Origin of the sequence: Paenibacillus sp. CF095 (genome assembly GCF_900101225.1) — a bacterium.
Lineage (GTDB): Bacteria > Bacillota > Bacilli > Paenibacillales > Paenibacillaceae > Paenibacillus.
Window position 1 is genome coordinate 763,370 of record NZ_FMZN01000001.1, and the last position, 25,529, is coordinate 788,898.

The 25,529-nt window shown below is 48.3% G+C and carries 22 protein-coding genes; 21 read left to right on the top strand and 1 reads right to left on the bottom strand.

The genetic code is table 11. The annotated features are described in order from the left end of the window. Nucleotides 1–247 precede the first annotated feature (247 nt). The 19 genes from BLS69_RS03380 (at nucleotide 248) to spoVM (ending at nucleotide 21,805) form a co-directional block, all read left to right on the top strand. Nucleotides 248–3,106 (top strand): calcium-translocating P-type ATPase, SERCA-type, encoded by a 2,859-nt coding sequence (locus BLS69_RS03380; protein WP_091028641.1) that lies wholly within the window; start codon nucleotides 248–250, stop codon nucleotides 3,104–3,106. Nucleotides 3,107–3,288: 182 nt separating this feature from the next. Further along, nucleotides 3,289–4,122 carry a diaminopimelate epimerase gene (gene dapF / locus BLS69_RS03385; protein WP_091034812.1) on the top strand — a complete coding sequence of 278 codons (834 nt, stop codon included), beginning with the start codon at nucleotides 3,289–3,291 and terminating at the stop codon, nucleotides 4,120–4,122. 214 nt (nucleotides 4,123–4,336) lie between these two features. Then, nucleotides 4,337–6,226 carry a bifunctional homocysteine S-methyltransferase/methylenetetrahydrofolate reductase gene (locus BLS69_RS03390; protein WP_091028643.1) on the top strand — a complete coding sequence of 630 codons (1,890 nt, stop codon included), beginning with the start codon at nucleotides 4,337–4,339 and terminating at the stop codon, nucleotides 6,224–6,226. A gap of 19 nt (nucleotides 6,227–6,245) precedes the next feature. Then, entirely contained in the window at nucleotides 6,246–7,145 is a 900-nt protein-coding gene (locus tag BLS69_RS03395; RefSeq protein WP_076211386.1) for a YicC/YloC family endoribonuclease, read from the top strand. Between the two features lie 51 nt (nucleotides 7,146–7,196). Further along, on the top strand, nucleotides 7,197–7,457 hold the full coding sequence (gene remA / locus BLS69_RS03400; RefSeq protein ID WP_006209218.1) for an extracellular matrix/biofilm regulator RemA: 261 nt from the start codon (nucleotides 7,197–7,199) through the stop codon (nucleotides 7,455–7,457). 13 nt (nucleotides 7,458–7,470) lie between these two features. Further along, entirely contained in the window at nucleotides 7,471–8,043 is a 573-nt protein-coding gene (gene gmk / locus BLS69_RS03405) for a guanylate kinase (RefSeq protein WP_017687445.1), read from the top strand. Between the two features lie 157 nt (nucleotides 8,044–8,200). Beyond that, nucleotides 8,201–8,413: a DNA-directed RNA polymerase subunit omega gene (gene rpoZ / locus BLS69_RS03410; RefSeq protein WP_091028645.1), complete on the top strand. Its 213-nt coding sequence runs from the start codon at nucleotides 8,201–8,203 to the stop codon at nucleotides 8,411–8,413. 138 nt (nucleotides 8,414–8,551) lie between these two features. Further along, nucleotides 8,552–9,787, top strand: coding sequence for a bifunctional phosphopantothenoylcysteine decarboxylase/phosphopantothenate--cysteine ligase CoaBC (gene coaBC, locus BLS69_RS03415; RefSeq protein WP_091028648.1), 1,236 nt, complete (start codon nucleotides 8,552–8,554; stop codon nucleotides 9,785–9,787). 3 nt (nucleotides 9,788–9,790) lie between these two features. Beyond that, nucleotides 9,791–12,340 (top strand): primosomal protein N', encoded by a 2,550-nt coding sequence (gene priA, locus BLS69_RS03420; protein ID WP_091028651.1) that lies wholly within the window; start codon nucleotides 9,791–9,793, stop codon nucleotides 12,338–12,340. A gap of 116 nt (nucleotides 12,341–12,456) precedes the next feature. After that, entirely contained in the window at nucleotides 12,457–12,945 is a 489-nt protein-coding gene (gene def / locus BLS69_RS03425) for a peptide deformylase (RefSeq protein WP_017687449.1), read from the top strand. 12 nt (nucleotides 12,946–12,957) lie between these two features. Further along, nucleotides 12,958–13,911: a methionyl-tRNA formyltransferase gene (gene fmt, locus BLS69_RS03430; protein ID WP_091028654.1), complete on the top strand. Its 954-nt coding sequence runs from the start codon at nucleotides 12,958–12,960 to the stop codon at nucleotides 13,909–13,911. Continuing rightward, complete coding sequence (rsmB, locus tag BLS69_RS03435; protein ID WP_091028656.1) at nucleotides 13,908–15,386, top strand: 16S rRNA (cytosine(967)-C(5))-methyltransferase RsmB; 1,479 nt, start codon at nucleotides 13,908–13,910, stop codon at nucleotides 15,384–15,386. The genes fmt and rsmB overlap by 4 nt, the downstream gene beginning before the upstream one ends. A 253-nt stretch (nucleotides 15,387–15,639) precedes the next feature. Beyond that, complete coding sequence (gene rlmN / locus BLS69_RS03440) at nucleotides 15,640–16,680, top strand: dual-specificity RNA methyltransferase RlmN (RefSeq protein ID WP_036614609.1); 1,041 nt, start codon at nucleotides 15,640–15,642, stop codon at nucleotides 16,678–16,680. 7 nt (nucleotides 16,681–16,687) lie between these two features. Further along, entirely contained in the window at nucleotides 16,688–17,464 is a 777-nt protein-coding gene (locus BLS69_RS03445) for a Stp1/IreP family PP2C-type Ser/Thr phosphatase (RefSeq protein WP_091028658.1), read from the top strand. Beyond that, nucleotides 17,461–19,671 carry a Stk1 family PASTA domain-containing Ser/Thr kinase gene (pknB, locus tag BLS69_RS03450; protein ID WP_091028661.1) on the top strand — a complete coding sequence of 737 codons (2,211 nt, stop codon included), beginning with the start codon at nucleotides 17,461–17,463 and terminating at the stop codon, nucleotides 19,669–19,671. Before BLS69_RS03445 ends, pknB begins: the two co-directional genes overlap by 4 nt. 61 nt (nucleotides 19,672–19,732) lie before the next feature. Further along, nucleotides 19,733–20,641 (top strand): ribosome small subunit-dependent GTPase A, encoded by a 909-nt coding sequence (gene rsgA, locus BLS69_RS03455; RefSeq protein WP_017687455.1) that lies wholly within the window; start codon nucleotides 19,733–19,735, stop codon nucleotides 20,639–20,641. A gap of 1 nt (nucleotide 20,642) precedes the next feature. Next, a complete protein-coding gene (gene rpe, locus BLS69_RS03460) occupies nucleotides 20,643–21,302 on the top strand; it encodes a ribulose-phosphate 3-epimerase (RefSeq protein WP_017687456.1) in 660 nt (219 codons plus the stop codon). A gap of 3 nt (nucleotides 21,303–21,305) precedes the next feature. Further along, the gene (locus tag BLS69_RS03465; RefSeq protein WP_091014322.1) at nucleotides 21,306–21,557 is read left to right on the top strand and encodes a hypothetical protein; all 252 of its coding nucleotides are present in this window, start codon (nucleotides 21,306–21,308) and stop codon (nucleotides 21,555–21,557) included. A 167-nt stretch (nucleotides 21,558–21,724) separates the two neighbouring features. Further along, the gene (gene spoVM, locus BLS69_RS03470) at nucleotides 21,725–21,805 is read left to right on the top strand and encodes a stage V sporulation protein SpoVM (protein ID WP_019424875.1); all 81 of its coding nucleotides are present in this window, start codon (nucleotides 21,725–21,727) and stop codon (nucleotides 21,803–21,805) included. Nucleotides 21,806–21,999: 194 nt separating this feature from the next. On the opposite strand, the gene rpmB is transcribed toward spoVM, so the two are convergent. After that, nucleotides 22,000–22,188, bottom strand: coding sequence for a 50S ribosomal protein L28 (rpmB, locus tag BLS69_RS03475; protein WP_017687459.1), 189 nt, complete (start codon nucleotides 22,186–22,188; stop codon nucleotides 22,000–22,002). 637 nt (nucleotides 22,189–22,825) lie between these two features. Between rpmB and BLS69_RS03480 the strand changes: the two genes are divergently transcribed. Together BLS69_RS03480 and BLS69_RS03485 are read left to right on the top strand one after the other, a co-directional pair. Beyond that, complete coding sequence (locus BLS69_RS03480; protein WP_091028664.1) at nucleotides 22,826–24,637, top strand: DAK2 domain-containing protein; 1,812 nt, start codon at nucleotides 22,826–22,828, stop codon at nucleotides 24,635–24,637. A gap of 28 nt (nucleotides 24,638–24,665) precedes the next feature. Next, nucleotides 24,666–25,529 carry a DegV family protein gene (locus BLS69_RS03485; protein ID WP_091028666.1) on the top strand — a complete coding sequence of 288 codons (864 nt, stop codon included), beginning with the start codon at nucleotides 24,666–24,668 and terminating at the stop codon, nucleotides 25,527–25,529.

A 25,529-nucleotide genomic window follows, 5' to 3' on the forward strand; every position in this document is an offset into this window, starting at 1 on the left:
GATTCTTCGTTGCTTGCCTGTTGAACGCTGGAATCGGTACTGCGCAGAACATCGCAGACTTATATTTTATCCTATTCTGTCCATCAGGGAAAGGATTCACCTTCCGGGTGCTAATCACAGACCTGTCCGAATACATATAGAGCAGGTAGTTTGTCCGGCATAGTGTACAGCCTGTCGACCAGCACGCCGGTGAAACATGTGAGCTTATTTTGCAGATGAAATACAGACTGGGAGGGAAACTTGAAGCATGGAACATACCAAGTGGCATCAACTTAGTGATGAAGAGCTTCGTAACACTCTTGGCGTCAGCCCGCAGGAAGGATTGACGGATGAAGCTGTAGCAGAGAAGAGGAAAGTGGTCGGTTCGAATGAGCTGAGCGAGGGGAAACGCATATCTCCGATTACATTGCTCTTGAATCAGTTCAAGGATTTTATGGTGCTGGTGTTGATGGGAGCAACGTTGGTATCCGGATTGTTGGGTGAGTATCTGGATGCGGTAACGATTGTGGCTATTATCGTACTGAATGCGATTCTGGGGTTTGTACAGGAATTCCGGGCTGAACGATCTCTTCGTGCATTGAAACAGTTGTCTGCACCTCTTGCCAAAGTGCTTCGTTCAGGCCAGGAAGTACACCTTGCCGCCAAACAACTTGTCCCCGGGGATATTATTATGGTGGAGAGTGGGGATCGTATACCCGCTGATGTGCGCTGGCTGCAAACAAACAGTCTGGATGTTGAGGAGTCAGCACTTACCGGGGAATCGGTTCCTGTAAGCAAACATTGCCTTCCGATTGCCGATGAGGATGTTCCGCTGGGTGATCAGAAGAATATTGGTTTTATGGGTACCATGGTCACTCGTGGTACAGCCAAAGGCGTGGTTATCCGTACGGGGATGGAGACGGAGATGGGCAAAATCGCCGATCTGATCCAGAATACGGAGGAGCAGGAAACACCGTTACAGCACAGGCTGGAACAACTGGGCAAAATTCTGATTTTTGTCGCATTGGGATTAACCATTATGGTTGTCGTCGCCGGGATATTACACGGTCAACCAGCCGTTGGCATGTTTCTGGCAGGGGTTAGCCTCGCGGTGGCTGCCATACCGGAGGGTCTGCCGGCTATTGTAACCATTGCACTCGCACTTGGCGTGCAGCGAATGATCAAACGTAAAGCCATTGTACGCAAACTGCCTTCCGTCGAAACTCTGGGCTGTGCATCCGTAATATGTTCGGATAAGACTGGCACACTCACCCAGAACAAGATGACGGTAACGGATGTGTGGCTGGAGGGACGTAACATCAAGGTTACCGGGGATGGGTATGCACCTGAAGGGCAGATGCTGGAGAACGGTCGTACGGTGGAACTGAAGAGTGACCAGTCCCTGCGCAGGATGCTTCAGATCAGTGCGCTTTGCAACAATGCGAGTATTGTGGAGAGCGTTGCAAGCCAGATGGGGAACAAGAAAAAGGGCAAGGATACCAAAAAGGAAAGTAAGAAAAATACGAAAAAAGATGATCTCCAAGAAGAAGCGGCCAAGGGAGAAAATGTATTCTGGGAGCTGAAAGGTGATCCGACGGAAGGGGCACTGGTCACACTGGCCTCCAAAATGGGGCTTACTCCTGCCGGACTCAAAGAGTTGTATGCCCGCCAGCAGGAATTCCCGTTTGATTCGGAGCGTAAACGCATGTCGGTCCTGGTTCATCACCAGGGGGGCCGAATGATCTATACCAAAGGTGCACCGGATGTGTTAATCGGACACTGCAGTTATATTTTGTGGGAAGGCAAGGTCGTACCTTTCACTGGAACGCTGCGGCAGAAAGTGATGGCAGCTAACGAGAGTATGGCTGGAGCAGCACTGCGTGTCCTCGGAATGGCCTATCGTGAAGTGCGGCCGGAAGAAAAAGTGGCTGACGAACACGCCGCCGAAAGTCAACTTGTCTTCGTAGGACTTGCAGGTATGATAGATCCACCGCGTCGTGAAGTACGAGATGCAATTGCCACATGCCGCAAAGCGGGCATTCGTACCGTCATGATCACAGGTGATCATGGAACAACGGCAGAAGCCATTGCGCATCAGCTGGGGATTCTTCCCCGCGGAGGCGCGTCGTTAAGTGGTCAGCAACTGGCAGGCATGACAGACGAGCAACTGGATAAACAGGTAGAGGGCATCTACGTGTTCTCAAGGGTATCTCCAGAACACAAGCTTCGCATCGTAAAATCGTTACAGCGCAAAGGGCATGTCGTCGCCATGACAGGAGATGGAGTCAATGATGCTCCAGCCATTAAAGCGGCAGACATCGGGATTGCGATGGGCATTACGGGTACAGATGTCACGAAGGAAGCTTCGGCGCTGATTCTGAGTGATGATAACTTCTCAACGATCGTGGCTGCCATTGAAGAAGGCCGTAATATTTATGAGAACATTCGCAAATTTATCCGTTATTTGCTGGCATCGAACGTTGGCGAAATATTGACAATGTTCTTTGCGATGATGATGGGCTTGCCGCTACCACTCGTACCTATTCAAATTCTGTGGGTTAACCTGGTGACGGATGGTTTGCCTGCAATGGCGCTCGGGGTAGATCAGCCTGAGAAGGATTTGATGGAACACAAACCCCGTGGAGCCAAGGAGAATATCTTTGCCCGCAGACTGGGTTGGAAAATCGTCAGCCGGGGTGTATTAATTGGATTATGTACACTCGGAGCTTTCTGGCTTACCCTTCAGGCTGCACCGGATAACCCGGGTCAACTGATTAAGGCACAGTCGGTAGCTTTTGCTACACTCGTTTTGGCGCAGCTTATTCATGTCTTTGATTGCCGTAGTTCGCGGTCCATCTTCCACCGGAATCCTTTACAGAACAAATATCTGGTTCTTGCGGTTATTTCATCCGTTGTACTGATGCTGGTTGTGATGTACGTTGAACCGTTGCAGCCGATCTTCAAAACCGTACCGCTTGGTTTGCGTGAATGGGCGATCTGCATCGTTGCAGCGGGCATTCCAACGTTCCTTATGGGCGCAGGCAGCGTCTGGGGTGGTCGTCGTAACCGCCGCCGTATGGGTGGTTCTGGCCGCTTCGTACCGAAAAGTACAAAGTTTTCGGCATAAAATCAATACCTTTTCCTGACCTATTTCGTTATGCTATCCTCAAAATGATTCGAAGCGAGAGCTTTGGCATTTTGCAGGATAGCTTTTTTGTGTAAATGTTGAATATGAATTTCTATGGTAATCCTGTAGAAGAGCAAGAATATAGCTTTGGCAGCAGACTGCCAAAAGGAGTGGGCAAGATTATGGAATTTACGAAAATGCATGGACTTGGTAACGATTTTATCGTTGTATTTGGTGAAAAGGAGCTTCCGGCAGATGCAGCAGAACTGGCTGTGAACTGGTGCAACCGTTTCTTTGGCATCGGTGCGGACGGCCTGGTTTATATACTGCCTTCGGAGAAGGCGGACTTTCAGATGCGCATCATGAATTCGGACGGTTCGGAAGCAGAGCAGTGCGGTAATGCCATTCGCTGTGTATCCAAATATGTATACGATCATGGTCACGTGAATCAGGAGCAGATCACCATTGAAACGATTGGTGCAGGGGTACAACCTGTGAGTCTCAATATTCGTGATGGTAAAGTGGAAACGGTTCGTGTCGATATGGGGGAGCCGATTCTGAACGGTCTTCAAGTGCCTACAACGGTGGATGCCAATCCAGTGGTTGATCACTACATTGAAGCGAATGGACATGCGTTCAAATTCACTGCCGTATCCATGGGTAACCCGCATGCGGTTATCTATGTAGATGATGCTGTTAATTTTGACCTCACGACTTGGGGCCCACTTCTTGAAGTACATCCCATGTTCCCGAAAAAAATCAATGTGGAATTTGCTACAGTTCGTGACCGTGGATATGTGGACATGCGTGTATGGGAACGCGGAGCTGGTCCAACACTTGCTTGCGGAACCGGAGCTTGTGCAACACTGGTATCCTCTGTCCTGAATGGACATACGGATCGTACAGCAATCATCAGCCTTAAGGGTGGGGATCTCCACATTGAGTGGAATGAAGCTGACAATCATGTGTACATGACTGGACCTGCTGAAGTTGTTTTTAAGGGAATCACTTCATAAAAAGTGGAAGGTGTAACCAAAGAGGCCTGCGGGCCTCTTTTTTTGTTAAAAAGAACAGGTCGTGTCTCCTGTACAGAGACATATTGGGGGCTGTATGGCAAGAAAGTCCATATGAGCTGGATACTCATCAAAAACCTGTGTTTTTCTTCGTTTTTTAGCGTTTTTTGTGTTACATTAGTATGTAAATGATCACAGCTAGGCGGGGGGAAATGGGATGAAGGCGGATTTGCGCAAAGTTATGCAGGAACGGGTTCTCGTTGGAGATGGGGCCATGGGAACATATCTGTACCAAATGGGGTTCCCAGTGGGGATTTCATATGAAGAATTGAACTTGATTTCACCTGAAGTAGTGGCGGATGTACATCGCCGTTATCGGGATGCAGGTACAGAAATATTTGAAACAAATACGTATTCTGCCAATTACGACAAGTTGTCCAAGTTCGGTCTGGAGTCCAAGGTGGAGGACGTGAATCGTGCCGGCGTACGCATTGCCAAAGAGGTAGCTGGGGATACCGGTTATGTGCTTGGTGCAGTTGGTTCCATTCGAGGTGGCAAGCGGACGAACGTGTCAACGAGTGAACTGAAGCGCTTTTATCAACAACAGATCTCTGCACTGCTTGATGAAGGCGTGGATGGCATTTTGCTTGAGACCTTCTATGATATCGAGGAAATGGATATTGCCCTTTTGCAAGCGCGCAAGCTGAGTGATTTGCCTGTAATTGGACAGTTCGCTGTAGAGGATGTAGGACATACACTGGACGGATATACGATGCCTGAAGCCTTCCGGATTATGCGGGAGCAGGGCGCGGACGTCATTGGTTTTAACTGTCGCTCAGGTCCAAACGGGATTATGCGTGCCATGGAAACCGTCTCTGGACGTATTGGTATCCCAATGTCTGTTTATCCAAATGCGGGTGCAGCAGATTATGTAGATGGTCAGTTCCGTTATGGAGCAACTCCGGAGTACTTTGGTCAGACGGCAGTGCAATTTGCCGAACTGGGCGCTCGTATTATCGGCGGTTGCTGTGGTACGACACCTGATCATATTACCGCCATGAAAGAGGCGCTTGCTGACTATATACCTTCGCCTATTTTGGAGCCTGATCCGTCAGAATCCAAACCGCGTATTGTGTTGCATGAACATGTGGATGAGCGTTCCGGGCGTGGAGGACAGCCTACGATCGTTGATCTGGTCAAGCAGCGTCACACGGTCATTGTTGAACTTGACCCGCCGCGTGACTTGGACATTGCCAAGTTCATGAAAGGTGCCGAGACATTAAAAGCAGCAGGAGCCGATGCCCTGACACTGGCCGATAATTCACTCGCGGTTACACGGATGAGCAACATGGCGCTAGGTCACCTTGTTCAGGATCGCACGGGCCTTCGTCCACTTGTGCACATTGCCTGCCGTGACCGGAACCTGATTGGAACACAGTCCCACATGATGGGTTTTGATGCTCTGGGCATTAATCATGTACTGGCTGTAACAGGAGATCCTGCAAGATTTGGTGATCTGCCGGGTTCAAGCTCGGTATACGATCTGACTTCTTTTGAAATCATACGCATGATCAAACAGTTGAACGATGGAGTGGCTTTCTCAGGTAAACCGCTGAAGCAAAAAGCGGGTTTTGTCATCGGAGCAGCATTTAATCCCAATGTGAAATATTTGGAGAAAGCTGTACAGCGTCTGGAGAAGAAAATTGCCTCTGGTGCAGATTACATCATGACACAACCGATCTATGATCCTGAGTTGATTGTAGCAATGCACGAGGCGACCAAACATCTGGATGTGCCCATTTTTGTAGGTGTAATGCCGCTGGCGAGTGGACGGAATGCAGAGTATCTGCACAACGAGGTTCCCGGAATTCAGCTTTCGGATGAAGTGCGTTCCCGTATGGCAGGTCTGGAAGGCGAAGAAGGCCGTGCGATGGGGGTAAAAATTGCCAAAGAATTGCTGGACGTAGCAACAGCGCATTTCAAAGGCATCTATCTTATGACACCGTTTATGTTCTACGGCATGACGGCCGAACTGACTCAATACGTATGGGAGAAGTCGGAGCATCAATGTCCTACTTGTTTCAACCCTAATAATCAATTACAATAGTAAAACGGATGTGATGCCGATGTCATTCAGTATGACCGGATACGGTCAATCCGCCTTTCATTTTGGCGGCTATAAGGTACAATTAGAGATCAAATCTGTTAATCATCGTTATTGCGAAGTGATGATGCGTCTGCCAAGAGAGTGGACGTATTATGAAGACGGTTTGAGGAAGATCGTACAGAGTCGTTTGAAACGTGGGCGGATTGATGTTTATGTAATGAAAGAAAAAGAGGAAGACCAGGCTCTTCCCGCTGTTCTGAATGAACAGACGGTCAGGGCCTATCTGCAGGCTGCAGAGCAACTGGAGACCCAATATGGAATGCAGGGCAAACCAAGTATTGTGGATATGCTTGGTCTGCCGGACGTCATGGTTCATTCGGATGGGACAAGTTCCATTCCCGAAGAGCAGAAGGACGAATGGGAGCGAGTTCTGCAGGAAGGATTGAAAGAGGCTCTGTCCAGCCTTGAACAGATGCGCGCTCGCGAGGGTCTTCATCTGGCCAGTGACCTGGAACGGCGGATTACCCGTCTGGAGTCACTGCATACCGAGATGCTTGATCTTGCACCGACTGTGGTAAGTGATTATCGCAACAAGCTAAGACAAAGGCTTACGGAAATGCAGGAAGAAGGCTCTTTCCCTTTTGATGAGCATAAATTGGGTATGGAAATTGCAATGTTTGCCGATCGTTCTAACATAGAAGAGGAGCTTACGCGTCTACAGAGTCACTTTGGACAGAGCAGGGAACTGCTGAAGAGTGATGAGCCGGTAGGTCGTAAGTTGGACTTTCTAATTCAAGAGATGAATCGGGAAGTCAATACGATTGGATCAAAAGCCAACCATTTGGCTCTGGTGAATCGTGTTGTCGAGATGAAAGCGGAACTGGAGAAGATTCGCGAGCAAGCTGCGAATATCGAATGATCGGCCTAATTTCGGCAAAAGAGTCGCATGTATAGGGGGAAGAACCTGATTATGGCAATCAAACTCATTAACATTGGATTCGGTAACATCGTATCGGCGAACCGGATTATATCCATCGTGAGTCCGGAATCGGCGCCGATCAAGAGAATTATACAAGAGGCAAGAGATCGTCACATGCTGATTGATGCAACGTACGGAAGACGTACTCGTGCCGTAATTATAACGGATAGCGATCATGTCATTTTGTCTGCAGTTCAGCCTGAGACGGTCGCCCATCGTCTTTCTTCGAAAGATGATGATAACGACGAATAAAATGGAGTGTAATATGTCTAAGGGATTACTTGTAGTGTTGTCCGGCCCATCTGGGGTCGGGAAGGGTACTGTATGCAGCGCTTTGCGCAAACGGGTTCCGGAATTGATCTATTCCGTATCGGCAACAACCCGTCAGCCTCGTCTTGGTGAAGAACATGGTGTGAACTATTTCTTCAGAAGTCATGAAGAGTTCCAGAACATGATTGCTGAAGATCAATTGTTGGAACATGCGGAGTATGTTGGTAATTATTACGGAACACCGCGTGATTTTGTAGAGAAAACGATTAACGAAGGCCGCGACATCATTCTGGAGATTGAGGTTCAAGGCGCGTTAAAAGTGAAAGAGAAATTCCCGGAAGGGATCTTTGTTTTCCTGCTTCCTCCTTCATTGGACGAGCTGAAAGATCGCATTCAGGGCCGTGGTACCGAAAGCCAAGCGACCATTGATCACCGGATGTCCGTGGCGGTTGATGAGATCAGTCTGCTGGAGCAGTATGATTACGCTGTTGTTAATGATGAAATTGATTTGGCGTGCAAGAGAATAGAAAGCATCATAATCGCCGAACATTGTAAGATCAATAAATAATCCCTTTTGCCGCTGCAGAATGCGATATAAGTGGGGCAGTTGTCATATCATATACTGAAGCACTCCTTCTCGGAATGCCCGGGTGTGAAGACATGCCACATCAGTTCTGTCAGGCGGCAACTTGCGATTATACTAATGCGAAGAGGTGTTTGTTAATATGCTGTATCCTTCTATTGATGAAATGATGAACAAAGTCGACAGCAAGTATTCCCTTGTTGTTGCTGCTTCCCGCCGGGCTAGACAGCTACGTGAAGGTGAAAAATCGGATTTAAGAGGTGCGAGATCCCATAAACAAGTGGGCGTTGCACTGGAAGAAATCTATGGAGACCTGCTCGTTGTCATCAAAGGACAGGACGAAGAAGAAGAGTAAGCCGCCTGCGGCTGCTCTTCAACTGCATACGGCGCAAGCCGGATTAATTGACAACCGCGAGGTTGTTATTTTTTTACGAATAAGCATATTTTAACGGAATCTTACTTAGACGTCGTATAAATATCGGGGGAAATAAACATGTTGAACGGTAAAAAAATCGTGCTTGGTGTGACTGGCGGCATAGCCGCTTACAAAGCGGCAACATTATGCAGCAGACTGGTACAAAAGGGAGCGGATGTTCATGTAATTATGACAGCTTCCGCTACACAGTTTATTACCGAATTGACGCTGCAAACGTTGACCCGAAACACCGTATATACCGATACATTTGATGAGCGTGAACCAGCAGTCGTATCTCATATTCATCTGGCCGATCTGGCGGATCTTGTTCTGGTTGCTCCGGCAACAGCTAATGTAATTGCCAAGATGGCGCATGGCATGGCAGATGATATGCTCTCAACAACTCTTCTTGCCACGACAGCCCCTGTTATGATTGCTCCAGCGATGAATGTACATATGTATGATCATCCAGCTGTAAAGCATAATATGAACCTGCTTGTTGAACGGGGCGCTATGATGATTGAACCAGGTGAAGGTTTGCTTGCGTGTGGATATGTGGGCAAGGGACGTCTGGAAGAACCGGAGAGCATTGTGGATGTGGTGGAACGTTTCTTTGAACAGCGCGATTCTGCAGAACGTAGTCGGCAGGGACAAGCTCCATTGTTACAAGGCAAGAAGGTTGTCGTTACGGCTGGAGGTACGATTGAGCGCATTGACCCAGTACGATACATTACGAACGATTCATCTGGCAAAATGGGATTTGCCATAGCTGCAGCTGCGCGTGATCTGGGGGCAGATGTGAAATTGGTTATGGGCAATACCCAAGCCAAGCCACCGGAGAACGTTGAGTTGATCCCTGTACAGTCTGCACAGGATATGTATGAAGCGGTAACACGCGAATGGGACGATGCTGATATCGTGGTTAAGGCGGCGGCAGTTGCCGATTATCGTCCAAAGGAAGTTTATACCGAGAAGATCAAGAAGAAAGGCGACACGCTGTCGCTCGAACTTGTTAAAAATATAGATATTCTTGAAACGCTGGGCAAACAGAAAACCCATCAGTTTTTGATTGGTTTTGCTGCGGAGACTCAGTCGGTTGAGATGTATGCACGTGAGAAATTGGAACGGAAAAACTGTGATCTGATCGTAGCCAATGACGTAACCCGCACGGGTGCAGGATTTGGAACAGACACCAACGCGGTACATATCTATGACCGGGAAGGTTTGGTGGAGGAGCTTCCAGTGTTGGCCAAGGACGATGTGGCTCACCGGTTGCTCCGGATTGCGGCGGAGCGCATTGCCGGGAGGAATTAGGATATGGAGATTGCCAAGGTCATAGTCGATGTTCCCGTGAAGGAAACAGACCGGCCGTTTGATTACCTGGTACCTGAATCGATGAGGGAATGGATCGAGATTGGCAGCCGGGTGGGTGTACCTTTTGGTCATCGGACGGTGCAGGGATTCGTGATTGATCTTGTGCCGCGTACCGGAGAGGAATCATTCAAGCTTAAGCAGATTCAGGAGTTGCTGGACATTGTTCCCCCGTTGTCAAAGGATTTGGTTGAGTTGGCCGAATGGATGAGTGGACGTTACGCCAGTAACCGGATTTTGTCATTGCAGGTCATGGTGCCGACGGCATTGAAAGGGAAAGCAGAGCGATACATCTCGCTGGGAGATGCACTTGATGGACAGATGGCGGGTGCACAACCGGATGATGAGGTGTTATTTGTTTGGGGAGAAGAGTCTACGACCGAGAAAGTACAGCAGGATATCATCCGTTTTGTCAAAAGTCGGGGTCAGGTACCGCTGCAACAACTGAGTCGAAAATATCCCAATCATGCTGCACTAATTAAGAAATTATTGCTTGGTGGCGTGCTGCTGGAAAGTCAGGCCATCAAGGACAAGTTAAATAAAAAAACGATGAAGTCCGTTGATCTGGCTGTAGATATTGCTGCTGCAGAGAAAGCACTTGCTTCATTCCCGGCGAAAGCACAGCGACAGAAGGAGATTCTGGCTTTTTTGCTGGAAATGAAAGAACTGCTGCCCATGCCGATGAAAGAAGTGTTATCTACACTACAGGTATCGGCTGCGACGATTAAGGGGCTTGAGGATAAGGGACTGATCGTCACCGAGGACGTTGAGGTCTTTCGTGACCCTTATCAGGGCAGGAAGTTCAAAGCGACTGAACCGCTGGTTCTGACTGATGAGCAAAAACTTGTCTACGACAATATCAATGGCCGATTGCAGGAACAACGCCACGGGGTATTTTTGTTACATGGTGTTACGGGAAGTGGCAAGACGGAAGTCTATCTTCAAACCATTCAACAATGCATCGAGCAGGATCGGCAGGCTATCGTTCTGGTTCCCGAGATTGCACTCACACCACAGATGGTAGAACGTTTTAAAGGGCGATTTGGGGACCAAGTTGCTGTTATGCACAGTCGTCTGTCTGGCGGTGAACGTTATGATGAATGGCGCAAGATTCGTGAAGGTCAGGTGAAGGTTGCGATTGGGGCGCGTTCAGCCGTATTTGCTCCATTCAGTCGGCTTGGGTTGATCATTATGGATGAAGAACACGAGACTTCCTACAAACAGGAAGAAACTCCGAAATATCATGCCCGTGATGTGGCGGTAAAAAGAGCACAGCAGCATCAGGCCGTGGTTGTTCTGGGTTCAGCGACACCTTCGCTGGAAAGTTATTATGCGGCACGCTCGCAAAGTAATGATGATTTTGCACCACTTTTACTGGAGATGCCAACACGGGCACTGGGTAACAAGTTGCCTGAAGTGCGAATCGTTGACATGCGTGAAGAGTTGAAGGATGGCAACCGCTCCATGTTCAGCAGGGCTTTGCACAAAGGGTTGGAGGAGCGCTTGGAACGTGGTGAACAGACGGTGCTTCTGCTGAATCGCCGTGGATATTCGACCTTTGTTATGTGCCGAAGTTGTGGATATGTGGCAGGTTGTCCCGAATGTGATATTTCATTAACGTACCATCAGCGCTCGAATAATCTTCGTTGTCATTACTGCGGGTATGCGGAAGCGGCTCCGGAAGTGTGTCCGGACTGTGGAAGTGAGCATATTCGATACTTTGGTACAGGTACACAGCGAGTCGAGGAAGAGCTTGCCAAGCTCTTTCCGGGTATTCGGGTCATTCGGATGGATGTGGATACAACAACGGAAAAAGGGGCTCACGAGAAGCTGCTGAAACAGTTTCGTGAGAAAAAGGCGGATGTATTGCTGGGCACCCAGATGGTTGCGAAGGGACTTGATTTCCCGGATGTAACCCTGGTTGGCGTGATAACAGCCGATTCAGCGTTGAATTTACCTGATTTCCGGGCTGCGGAAAAAACGTTTCAGTTACTAACACAGGTAGCGGGCCGAGCTGGTCGGCACCAATTGCCTGGTGAAGTGTTTGTTCAGTCCTATACGCCGGAGCACTACTCCATTGGTCATGCGAGTCAGCATGACTACGTGTCGTTTGTACGTGAGGAATTGCTGCACCGTCGCAATTTGCAATATCCGCCATACTGTCGCCTGATTCTGGTGACCTTTTCGCATGAGCAGCTTCCGGTATTGATTCGTCTTGCCGAGAACTATACGCGAATACTGAAAGAGAAGGCTAATGCGGCCGGATGGCTCGGCAGTCTGGATCGTTTCAGCAATGATGCCTTTGATGTACTAGGGCCGGTAGCATCCCCAATTCCACGGATCAAGAATAGATACAGATTCCAATGTATGATAAAATGGCGGGGGGATGTAGACGCCATAGGACTCGCTCTGGCTACGGCCCGGCGCATGGACGATGATGTTCAGGCGCAGAAATTGCTTATTAGTCTGGATGTAGACCCGCAAATGTTAATGTAAGCATTTTGCAGCAATGCGGATGTAAACAAGCGGTATAAACATAGATTAAAATGAATACCCCAAAAATACAGATATCGTCCTGAAATTATGATGAGGATTAGGAAGGTGCTTACAACATGTCGATTCGCATTATCGTGCAAGAACCAGATGAGGTGCTCCACAAGAGAGCCAAAGAAGTAACTAAAATTACACCGAACGTACAAAAATTGCTGGATGATATGGCTGATACCATGTACGATGCGGAAGGTGTAGGTCTTGCTGCGCCGCAGGTTGGAATTTTGAAACGTCTGATTGTTATCGACGCAGGTGATGAGCAAGGGCTGATCAAGATGATTAACCCGGAGATCATTGCAAGTGAGGGAGAACAATTTGGACCGGAAGGTTGTCTGAGTATCCCTGGAATTAATGGTGATGTTCGCCGTTTCGAGACCGTTACGGTTAAAGGTCTGGATCGTGAAGGCAAAGAGTTGATTATTACGGGTAGTGGCTTGCTGTCCCGTGCATTCCAGCATGAGATTGATCATCTGGATGGCGTACTCTTTACGGATGTCGCCGAGAAAGTGTACGAAATTGCAGCCGATCAAACGGGACCGCGTCGTAATTAAGGAGTGATCGATTTGAATATTGTTTTTATGGGAACACCTGAATTTGCAGTTCCTTCTCTCGATATGCTGATGGCAGAGGGATACAATGTGGTGGGTGTGGTGACTCAGCCTGATAAACCACAGGGACGCAAAAAAGTACTTACGCCAACACCGGTTAAGGCCGCGGCAGAACGCCACGGTCTGCCGGTGTTTCAACCTGTTAAATTGCGTGATCCGGAAGCCGTAGCCCGCTTGGCTGAATGGAAGCCGGATCTGATCGTGACCGCGGCCTTTGGACAGATTCTGCCCAAAGCCGTGCTGGATATGCCTGTTCGCGGTTGTGTGAACGTGCATGGCTCACTTTTGCCAAAATATCGCGGTGGAGCCCCGATCCAACGTTCCATTATTAACGGTGAATCCGTGACAGGAGTCACATTGATGTATATGGCCGAAGGCCTGGACACCGGAGATATGATCTCTCGTGTGGAACTGCCAATTACGGATGAAGATACATCAGGATCGATGTTTGATAAATTAAGTGAGGCGGGTTCCAAACTGCTTCAGGCTGAAATGCCACGATTGATTGCAGGCGAGACAACGGCTGTCCCTCAGGATGATGCCGAGGCTTCGTATGCTCGCAATCTGACTCGGGATGACGAGAAGATGGACTGGAGTCGTACTTCACGCGAATTGTTCAATCAGATTCGTGGTCTTGTGCCGTTCTCCGGTGCATTTACGATGTGGGATGATCAGGTCTTCAAAGTCTGGGCTGCGGCTAACCCCGATCAGGTGGATCTGGCAACTTCTTCGGATGCAGGACAAGCAGAGCCGGGAACCGTGCTTCAATTGGGCAAGGCAGGGATTGAAGTTCGCACAGGCGATGGGTCCCTCTGGTTGACTGAAGTGCAACCTGCAGGCAAAAAGGTGATGCAAGCTGCTGACTTTGCTCGTGGTGGTACACTTAAACCTGGAACGGTGCTGCGATGAGCGGTAACATACCAGGTCGTTCGTCAGGAAAAGGCCAGAAAGCTACTGGAAATTCATCCGGGCGTGAAGGAAACCGTCGTCCGAATTCGGGTAAATCGGATGGTGCATCTCGCTCCCAGAAACCCAAAACATCTGCTCGTGCATTGGCAGTCAAAGTTCTGAGTGCTGTTGAGCAAGATGGAGCATACAGTAATCTGGAGTTGAACCGTCGTCTGAAAGAGGCGGATTTAAGCCCCGCAGATGCTGGACTCGCTACCGAATTGGTGTATGGAACAATCGCCAGATTGAATACACTTGATTATTTTCTGGAACGTTACGTGGCCAAAGGAGTATCCAAACTGCAACCATGGGTTCGTAGCCTGCTGCGAATCAGCGTATACCAGATGATATACCTGGATCGTATTCCGGAACATGCCGTGGTGAGCGAAGCGGTTAATCTGGCGAAGAAACTGGGCCATCAGGGAATCTCGGGCATGGTGAATGGTGTACTTCGCAATATGATCCGTAATCGGGATGAACTTCGTATTCCAGAACATCTGCCCGTTGCCGAACGTATTTCACTGGAGCATTCCCACCCGTTATGGATGGTTAAACGTTGGATTGCCCAGTACGGCGAAGAGACGGCAGAAGCGATCTGTCGTGCGAATAACGAGCCGCCAGCGGTGAGTGTTCGGGTCAACACCACAATGACCACACGGGAGAAACTGATGCATGAGATGGCCAGCACAGGTGCAGTCGTTGAAGCTTCTCGCCTTAGTTCCGATGGTATTCTTGTACGTAGTGGCGGAAATATGGCTCTAACGTCCTGGTATCGGGATGGCCTGTTCTCTGTACAGGACGAAAGTTCCATGCTTGTCGCTGAAGCCGTTGCGCCGGAAGAAGACCAACTTGTATTGGATTGCTGCGCAGCTCCAGGTGGTAAAACAGCTCACATGGCGGAGAAAATGCAGGATCGCGGTCGTATTGTCGCGAATGATGTACATGCTCACAAGCGCCAGCTGATCTTGGATCAGGCGGAGCGTCTCGGTCTGAGTTGCATCGATGCTGTAACTGGAGATGCTCTTGATCTGAACGAGCGGTATCCGGAAGCGTCGTTTGACCGCATTTTGCTGGATGCACCATGTTCAGGTCTCGGTGTTATTCGACGCAAGCCAGATGTGAAATGGACCAAAACCGTAGAAGATATCGAAGATATCGCAGGCTTGCAGCGTGAATTGCTTGATCGGGTTGCGCCGTTGTTAAAACCAGGTGGTATTCTGGTGTATAGCACGTGTACGATTGAGCCTGCTGAGAATGAGGATATGGTGGCAGACTTCTTGAATCGACATCCGGAATATAGTCCAGCAGAAGCATCTGTCTGGTCTGAATCGGAGACAGCGAACTTGAAGGCAGTGAACGGTGGTATTCAGATTTTGCCACAATACGCTCACAGCGACGGATTTTTCATCGCACGGTTGACAAAAACAGCGAAATAACAGTTTAATAGAGCACGGAAGCATGACCGCCGAGGGGAACTTCGGCGGATTTCTTTGTGATGGGACTTCGATATAATTGTCAGAGAAAAGTGATGACAGGGTGCGATGGCGGCATTGAGGTGTTATAATGCATGAAGTACAGATATCAAGGGTATACATGGATGTAACGTGGTCTTTGTGATAGAATAGGACGAATGGAACGAAAAGAAGGAAGCCAACGAAAAGAAAAGAAGGAATAGGTGTTGACAACAAAATGAAACCTTTTATATATGATTATTCTCTGGAACAACTACAGCAATGGGCCGTTGAGAATGGGGAGCCGGCGTTTCGCGGTGGCCAAATCTTTGACTGGATTTATGTAAAACGCGTGAATGATTTCAGTGAAATGACCAATCTGTCCAAGCCATTGCGTGAAAAACTGACAGAGCAATTTGAATTTGTAACGCTTAAGGAAATTACCAAGTTTGAATCCAAGGATGGAACGGTTAAATTCCTCTTTGGTCTTCATGATGATCATGCCATTGAGACGGTAATCATGAAGCATAACTACGGGAACAGCATCTGTGTAACCACACAGGTTGGTTGTCGTATTGGTTGTACGTTCTGTGCATCCACATTGGGTGGTCTCAAGCGTAACCTTACGGCTGGGGAGATTGTTGCCCAGGTTGTGCAGGCTCAGAAAATTTTAGATGAACGCGGCGAGCGTGTCAGCAGCATTGTAATCATGGGTTCGGGTGAACCTTTCGAAAACTATGAAGCTACGATGACTTTCCTGCGCATTATGATTCATGAAAAAGGACTGAACATTGGTCAGCGTCACATCACGGTATCCACGAGCGGAATCGTTCCGAACATCTACAAGTTTGCAGATGAAGATACACAGATTAACCTCGCCATTTCGATCCATGCACCAAATGATGCACTGCGTTCGAAATTGATGCCGGTTAACCGTCGTTTTCCTTTTGAAGACGTGATGGAGTCCCTTCGTTATTATCTGGCCAAAACAGGTCGGAGAATTACGTTTGAGTATGCACTTATTGGTGGGGTAAACGATCAGCCAGAGCATGCAGCAGAACTGGCAAGCGTGCTTAAGAACATGTTGTGTCACGTGAACCTGATTCCGGTTAACCATGTACCTGAACGCAAATACGTAAGAACATCGAGAAGTGACATTTTCAATTTTCAGAAGATTCTCTCGGAACAGGGTGTTAATGTAACCATTCGTCGTGAACAGGGACATGATATTGCTGCCGCTTGCGGTCAGCTTCGTGCAAAGCATATGGAGTTGAGGTGAGAACGTTTTGATCAAAACAGTTCATGTGAGCCATATCGGACGAGTGCGTTCGGTGAATGAAGATTCAGCCTGGATTCGTAATCTCGATACAGGATATATTCTGGGTATTGTTGCCGATGGCATGGGTGGACATCTTGCAGGGGATACGGCAAGCCGCTTGGCAGTAGAGACGTTGGTACAAGATCTGGGAACACTGGAACCAGGTCTGTCACATGCGTCTCTGTCTGCAGCTCTCAGCGATGCTATTTTGCATGCCAACGAAGTTATCTTCCGTACGGCATCCACAGATGACAAGTACCACAACATGGGAACAACAGTGGTTGCGGCTTTATTGAACGATACAGAAGGTGTTATTGGACACATCGGTGATAGCAGAGCCTACAAAATTGCGAACAAAGCTGTGATCCAGCTAACCGAGGACCATACACTGGTGAATGAATTGTTCAAAAATGGTCAGATTAGCAAAGAGGATGTGTCCCATCATCCACGTCGCAACGTACTAACTCGTGCGCTTGGAACAGATGCCGAGGTGAAGGTAGATCTGGATACCGTCAAGCTGGAGGAAGGCGAAGTTCTTCTCCTGTGCAGCGATGGTCTCAGTAACCTGGTCAGTAATGAGCAGATTATTCAGGTTGCCGGCAATCTGGAACTTGCATTGGAAGATCGTGCAGACCGACTGCTTCAGTTGGCTTTACTTGCTGGGGGAGACGACAACATCACGGTTGCTTTGTTCGAGTTGCAGAGGGAAGGTTCCGTGGATACGGAAACGGGGTGTGAGTCATGATTGGGCACCAGCTAGGCGGACGCTATGAAGTGATTGAGCGTGTCGGCGGTGGCGGCATGGCTCTTGTGTACAAAGCACAGGATCTTCTGTTAAACCGGAATGTAGCGATTAAAGTCCTTAGACAACAGTTTGTGCATGACGAAGAGTTTATTCGCCGTTTCCGGAGGGAAGCACAATCGGCGGCATCACTGTCTCATCCGAATGTAGTTAGCATTTATGACGTGGGGCAGGAAGATGACGTTCATTATATTGTCATGGAGTACGTGGAAGGCAAAAACCTGAATGAAATTATTAAAGAACGTGCGCCGCTGCAAGTGGACGAATCTGTCCGAATCGCTTCCCAGATTGCAGATGCTCTTGATCATGCACATCATAATCAAATTATTCATCGGGATATCAAACCCCACAATATATTAATAGGCCGGAATGGCCGTGTGAAAGTAACGGATTTCGGGATTGCCCGTGCCGTTACATCTACAACGATTACGCAGACGGGTTCTGTAGTTGGTTCTGTACATTATTTTTCACCGGAACATGCCAAAGGCATCGTTACTGGTGAAAAATCGGACTTATATTCTCTTGGGATCGTACTTTACCAAATGCTTACCGGGCAACTTCCGTTTCTGGGTGAAAGTCCAATCAGTGTGGCATTGAAGCATTTGCAGGAAGAGTTCGATGAACCACGCAAATTCAATCCATTGATTCCGCAAAGTGTGGAAAATGTCATCTTAAAATCCATGCGTAAAAATCCGCAGGAACGTTATCAGTCGGCCAAAGAAATGCAGACCGATCTGGAAACTTGCCTGATGCCGGAGAGACGTAATGAAACGAAGATTGATTTTCCAGATGAGGATGATATAGACCAGACTCGCGTTATGCCAGCGATCAAGCCTGAACCTCGCGGAGTTACATCGACGGGTGCAGTGCCTGTGATGGAGTCTGACGAAGAAACTGGCAAGGGTAAGACAAAATCGAAGAGCTGGAAGAAGCCAGCTCTACTCATTTCATTAACCGTTCTTATTCTAATCGCCATGGTGGGCGTTGTATGGTATGTCAAGGGTATGTTGGTTGTACCTGAAGTTACCGTACCTAACGTGATCACCCAGACTGAAGAAAAGGCTCGGGAACTACTTGAAGAGAAAGGACTCGTCGTCAGTGATGAGGTCATCCGTCTGTACCAGGAAGGTGTCGAACCCGGTATTGTGTTTGACCAGAGCAGAAAAGAAGGCGATGTTGTCAAAGAAGGTTCGGAGGTCCAGATCAGTGTTGGTGCAGAAAAAGAACTGGTGAAGATGATTGATGTCAAACAAGACCCTTATGATGAGGCTGTCAAGAAGTTGACTGCGCTTGGCATTAAGGAAGATCAGATTCAGCGGAAAGATGACTTCTCCAATGATGTGGCTTCAGGTTCTGTTATTTCCCAGACACCGGGTGTGAATGAGGAATTTGATCCTGCGATAGTTCAGATTGAGTTAACCGTAAGTAAAGGCACTGAAACGGTCAAAATGCCTGAACTGAAAAATCTTACCCGCAGTGAAGCTGAAGAAAAGCTTAAATCTGCTGGACTGGAACTTGCTCAGGTGCAGGAAGAACCAAGCTATACGATAGAAAAGGGCAAAGTGACGCAGCAATGGCCTGTGGAAGCGGGCACAGAGGTGAGTCCTGGTGATAAGATTACGATCTTTATTAGTACAGGGTATCCGCCTGAAGCGCTGCAATATCCTTTTAATATCAATGTGTCACCCAAAGAAGAGGGCAAAAACAGTAAAATTCGTATCACATATGAAGATGCACGCGGCAAGAATCAGGAATGGGGAACACGCACTGTGAACTCAACCCAGACCTTGACCATTCCACTTGTGCTCGCTCCAAATGAAAATGGGGCTGTGTCCGTATATCGTGATGGACAGTTCCTGGATACGTATCTTGTCTCCTACAGTGACGCCAAAAACGGAACAGTAAATGTACCTTCCATTGACCCGGAACAAAGCACTGAGACGCCGCCAGAAAACGAGCCTGATCCAGGTGAAGGTAGCGTTGATGAAGGCAGTGTTGATCCCAATCAGGAAGGTGAACCTGAGTCCACACCGGCAGACGGTGAAGGTGACAGTGTAGATGAGGACACTTCTGCCATGAATAATGGTAAGGGGCACGGTAAGGAAAAAGAGAAGAAAAAGGAAGTCATTAACGCATCAAGCCGTCCATAAGGGCGGCTTATGCTGGCGTCTGGAGTAAATGTACCACCATCTAAAGGAGGGCGACGGAGCTATGCCAGAAGGTATCATCGTTAAAGCGCTAAGCGGTTACTATTATGTCATGCCAGTGGAAGACAACGGGGTTCCTTCGGTTGAAGGTTCCGCCGTTCAATGTCGAGCCAGAGGTATCTTCAGAAAACGGGGAACATCACCGCTTGTAGGTGACCGCGTCAGCTACATGTTGACAGAGAACGGAGAAGGAACGGTAGATGAAATCCGGAAGCGTGAGACGGAACTTATCCGTCCTCCTGTAGCCAATGTAAGTTTGGCTGTTCTCGTGTTCTCTGTGAAGGAACCGGATATGAACCTGAACCTGTTGGACAAGTTCCTTGTTCACATCGAGCAGGCGGGGCTGGATGCACTCATTGTGTTGACCAAACTGGATTTGGCTGATCCAGCCAAAGACACTGTTGCTGAAGTGAAAGCATTGTATGAACAGGTTGGTTATGAAGTGATCTCCACAAGTTCACGTACCGGTGAAGGCAGTGAACTGCTCAGAGACCGTCTGGCTGGTAAGATCAGCGTATTCTCCGGACAATCCGGTGTAGGCAAGTCTTCGATGTTAAATGCATTGATGCCGGGCCTGACGCTGGAGACAAATGCGATCAGCATGCGTCTAGGACGAGGGAAACACACCACCAGGCACGTGGAGCTTATTCCGTTGGATAATGGTGGATTTGTTGCGGATACGCCAGGATTCAGCCAACTGGACTTTCTGGAGATCGGTGTGGAGGAACTCTCCACTTGTTTCCGGGAATTCGCCCAGTTTGCAGATCAGTGCAAATTCCGAGGTTGTACCCATACACATGAACCAGGCTGTCGTGTGCTTGCGGCCAAGGAGGAAGGTCTGATCTCTGAAAGCCGATATCAGCACTATGTGCTGTTCCTGACCGAAATGAAAGATAAGAAGCGGAGGTATTAACATGATTAAAATTGCCCCATCGATATTATCAGCTGATTTTGCCCGCCTTGGTGCGGAAGTTGCAGAAGCTCAAGCTGCAGGAGGAGACTGGATTCATGTTGACGTTATGGACGGTCATTTCGTCCCTAATATTACGCTTGGACCTGCGATTGTGAAGGCGATCGCTCCACATACAAGCTTGCCGCTCGATGTGCATTTGATGATTGAGAATCCGGAGCGTTATGTTGAGGAATTTGCCAAAGCGGGTGCAGCGGTAATTACCGTTCATGCTGAGGCTTGTGTGCATCTGCACCGAGTTATTCACCTGATCAAGGAGCAAGGAGTGAAGGCAGGAGTTGCCCTTAATCCGGGAACGCCAGCGTCTGCCATTCTTGAAGTACTGGATGATGTGGACATGGTTCTTGTTATGACGGTCAATCCTGGTTTTGGCGGACAGGCTTTCATCTCGGGTACCATGAACAAAATCAAGCAGATTCGTACCTGGTTGAACGAAAAGGGACGCCATGATGTACATATCGAAGTAGATGGCGGAATTGCAGCCGATACAGCCCCGCTTGTAGTGGAAGCTGGAGCAGATGTGCTCGTTGCTGGGAGTGCCGTATTTGGACGTGAGGATCGTGCTGCCGCGATTACTGAAATTCGCCGTAGCTACGGAGGCTGATCTATGACCCTCAAGGAGACACTGTGGACGATGGCTGCGAGTCTCGTGACGGGACTTGTGCTTGCTTTGTTTGCGGTTATTCAATCCCCGTTTAATGCCATCACGTCATTAATCGGGGTGGGCGTTGTTATTATGTATTTCCGCAAATTTGATCGTACCGGGCATCGGGTTACTTTTGTTATATTCAGCATACTGTATTATGTACTGAGTGTTTTCATGATCGCTGTCTATCAATATATTCCTGCCCAAACGTAAATGACCTGATCTTCGGGCTTGTCATTGTGGAATAGGGATCGAAGGTTCCGCATAAATATGGTTACATGAGCAGGTTTCTCATGTAGCCTTTTTTGTCGTGTTTGAGGTAAAGAAGGCCTGAAGCATAGGATACGGCGGACGCATGAGCATGATGGGGAGGGTGAATTATGAAATTTTACACATTCAAACTGCCGAAGTTTTTGGGAGGGTTTGTAAAGGCGATTCTTAATACGTTTCAAAAGAACTGATCCGATTGATAAGGTAACAGGGAATACCGCCGCTTTGGCTCAGGCTTATCTGGAATTCGTACCTGCGAAGCGCCATGCGGCGGCCATTCACATGTTAATGAGCGTATTCAAGAATCCCTTTTTTGAATACCAAAAAAGCACCTGCAAGGAACAAGGTGCTTTTTGCTTACCCGATTTATAGTAGCTTTGCGTGATTATACGCGAGTCACTTTACCGGCTTTCAGTGCACGGGTGCTTACGTATACACGTTTTGGTTTGCCGTCAACGAGAATGCGGACCTTCTGAACGTTTACGCCCCAAGTACGACGGTTACGGTTGTTAGCGTGGGATACGTGGTTACCGGTGCCCGGTTTCTTACCTGTCACATAACATTTGCGAGACATAGATTACACCTCCTATCCTAAAATAACCAGTTGCCTTCAGAAACGAAAAGTCATTCCATAAGGGCTAAATTGTTCTTCCCGATCATAAAGATCAGGTTTCAGTAGCTAATGGCGTTGTTTAAGCCGGCATGAACCGGATCATTTCCATTACTTAACCTGCATAAAACAATACTTGAATATAATATCATAATTAAAAAAGCTTCGTCAACTGATCCAAAAACTTTATTTATTTCTCCTGTCTAATATAGTACAATGTTGAGTAGTCCATAATACAGTGGTGAACAGGCTGTTGCCGCGAGGAAGTCGGAGAATAAACCGTACTTAGAGGTCGGTGGTCTGCTTTTTGGCAACGCTGTGAGCTGCGGCATTCCATCATTGGCACCAGTCTCCATGCGGCATTCATGCCGGCTCTTGATACCGGTGCATATCCGTATGCCCCGAAGTTAGGGGTGCAGAGAGTGCAGGATATTGGTAGCCCGGCCGCCCAGACCGTTAATCCGGCTGACATGTTGTATTGTATGCCTGTGCCGGACAAGGTATGGACGAAGAATAACGCAGTCCGCGTTAGCGCATGAACAGACCAGACACATCTTGGTGCAAGGTGTTCGTGTATCAAGCTAGGAAGGGGAATTCTCACTTGAGTATACGTTCTTTAAATGGAACAGATTTCACCGCAATGGTACTTGCCGGAGCGGAACAACTTGGACAGCATGCAGAGCACGTCAATTCCCTGAATGTTTTCCCTGTGCCGGATGGTGACACGGGAACGAACATGAATTTGACAATGAGTGCAGGAGTTGCAGAGATTAAAAGAAAAAGTTCTGCCTCCATCGGCGAAGCTGCCGGTATTCTATCGAAAGGCCTGCTTATGGGCGCACGGGGGAATTCAGGAGTTATTCTGTCGCAATTGTTCCGTGGTTTTAGTCGTTCAGCTGCTCCCTATGAGGAACTGAATACGCTCCAATTTGCAGCAGCCCTGCAGAACGGTGTTGACGCAGCTTACAAAGCAGTCGTAAAGCCCGTTGAAGGGACCATTCTTACCGTAGCCAAGGAAGCGGCGAAACATGCCAACTACTACGCAAGACGGACGAATGATATTACTGAATTAATGAATGAAGTTTTGTTAAAAGCAAAAGAAGCACTGGCAATGACTCCGGAATTACTGCCTGTACTGAAACAGGTTGGTGTTGTGGATTCAGGTGGTCAGGGGCTTGTATATATCTACGAGGGCTTTATGGAAGTATTGCTGCAAAGTGACGGTGTGAATCGTACTTCGCTGAACAAAGAAGTAACCCCATCCGTGGCAGCATCTGCTTTGAAACCGGCTGCACCGGCAGAAGTGGATATCAAGAAGCCTGCACAGCAGCAGGTGATTGCGCCGGAGATGCCATTATCTGCTCAGGCGAGATTGGAAACGGAAGATATTGAATTTCTTTATGATATGGAATTCTTCATTAATCGTGAGCTTGGAGAGAACGCAGGAGTGGCATTCGATGACGAAGCATTCCGGAAAGCGTTGTCAGTTAATGGGGATTCGATCATTATCATTGCCGATGATGAAGTCATCAAAGTTCATGTCCATTCCAAGACACCAGGCGATGTATTAAACCTGGCGCTACATTATGGTGAGATTACACAGATTCATATTCTCAATATGCGTGAACAGCATCGGGATCTCCTGACAGCAGGCATGGACATTGCTCCATCACCTGAATTGTTTGCAGAGATTCCACCTGAGGCAGCGCGCAGTATGGAAGAGGCTGTACTTCCTGCAGATGAGATGGCACCGTATGGTTTTATTGCGGTATCCTCCGGTGACGGTATTGCAGAGATTTTCCAGAGTCTTGGCGTTGATGTGGTTCTGTCCGGTGGACAGACGATGAATCCGAGTACTGAGGATTTTGTAAAAGCCGTTCGTTCCATTGCTGCGGAGCAGGTATTTATACTCCCGAATAACTCGAATATTGTACTGGCAGCGGAGCAGGCACGTGAACTGCTTGAAGATGAGCGCCGGATTACGGTTATACCAAGTAAGACCATTCCACAGGGGATGGCTGCTGCCTTTGCTTTCCAGGAAGATGAGTCTGCGGAAACAAACCGTGACCAAATGTTGGAAGCCATTAGCCGGGTACAGTCCGGTCAAGTGACTCATGCGGTTCGTGATACGCAATATGATGAATTGGATATTAAGGCGGGGCACTATATCGGTATTCATAACTCCAAAATTGTAGCGACAGATGAAACCATGCTTCAAGCATGTGAAGGTCTGCTCAAACAGATGATGGAGAGTGGAGATGAAGTGGTGACGATCCTTGAAGGGGACGAAGCTGACCCTGAGGTTACTGCTGCCCTCGCTGCATGGCTTGAAGTACAGTATCCTGATGCTGAGGTAGAGGTACATCTTGGAGGACAGCCGGTGTATTATTATCTGTTCTCCGTAGAGTCCTAATAGCACTCTAGCGAAGAGGAGGAGAGTCATGAGCCACAAGGTTGCGATAGTAACAGACAGTACGGCGGATATTCCCGAAGAACTCATTCGCAAATACGGGATTCACATTGTTCCGCTGCGTGTACTGTTCGGAGAAGAGACCTATGCAGATGGTATTGATCTGACTTCGGAACAGTTCTACGAAAAGTTGAAGAAAGTATCTGTGTTGCCTACAACTTCACAGCCATCTCCAACCGATTTCATGAATGTATATCAAGCTTTGCTTGATGAGAACCCGGAACGCCCGATTGTATCGATCCACCTGTCATCTGGCATGAGTGGTACCTACCAATCGGCCATGCTTGGCAAGTCTTTGCTGGAGCGTGAGGGTGACATCACCGTGCTGGATTCGAAGTCAGCATCGTATGGATACGGTCTAATGGTAGTACAGGCTGCTGAACTTGCCGAACAGGGCAAGTCAGCAGTCGAAATCACTGCTGCCATTGAAGGGATGCAACAATCTCGCAAATTGTTCTTTCTCGTGGATACTTTGGAGTATCTGCAAAAGGGCGGTCGGATTGGCAAAGCTTCAGCCATCTTGGGAACGTTGCTTAACATTAAGCCGATCCTGTCTATTGATGAAGAAGGCGTTATCTACGCAGTTGAGAAAGTCAGAGGTCATAAAAAAGCAATGGCACGCATTATTGAACTGTTCCAGAAGGATCTTGCAGGCAAACGGGTTAACCTGGCGGTAGGTCATACCGCTGACCCGGGATCAGCGATCGCTTGTGCAGAGCAGCTGCGGGGTCATTTTACACTGAACGAAGTGATCTATACCAATATTGGAGCCGTAATAGGCAGTCATGTTGGACCTGGTGTCATTGCGATCTTTATGTGGCCTGTTCCGGAATGA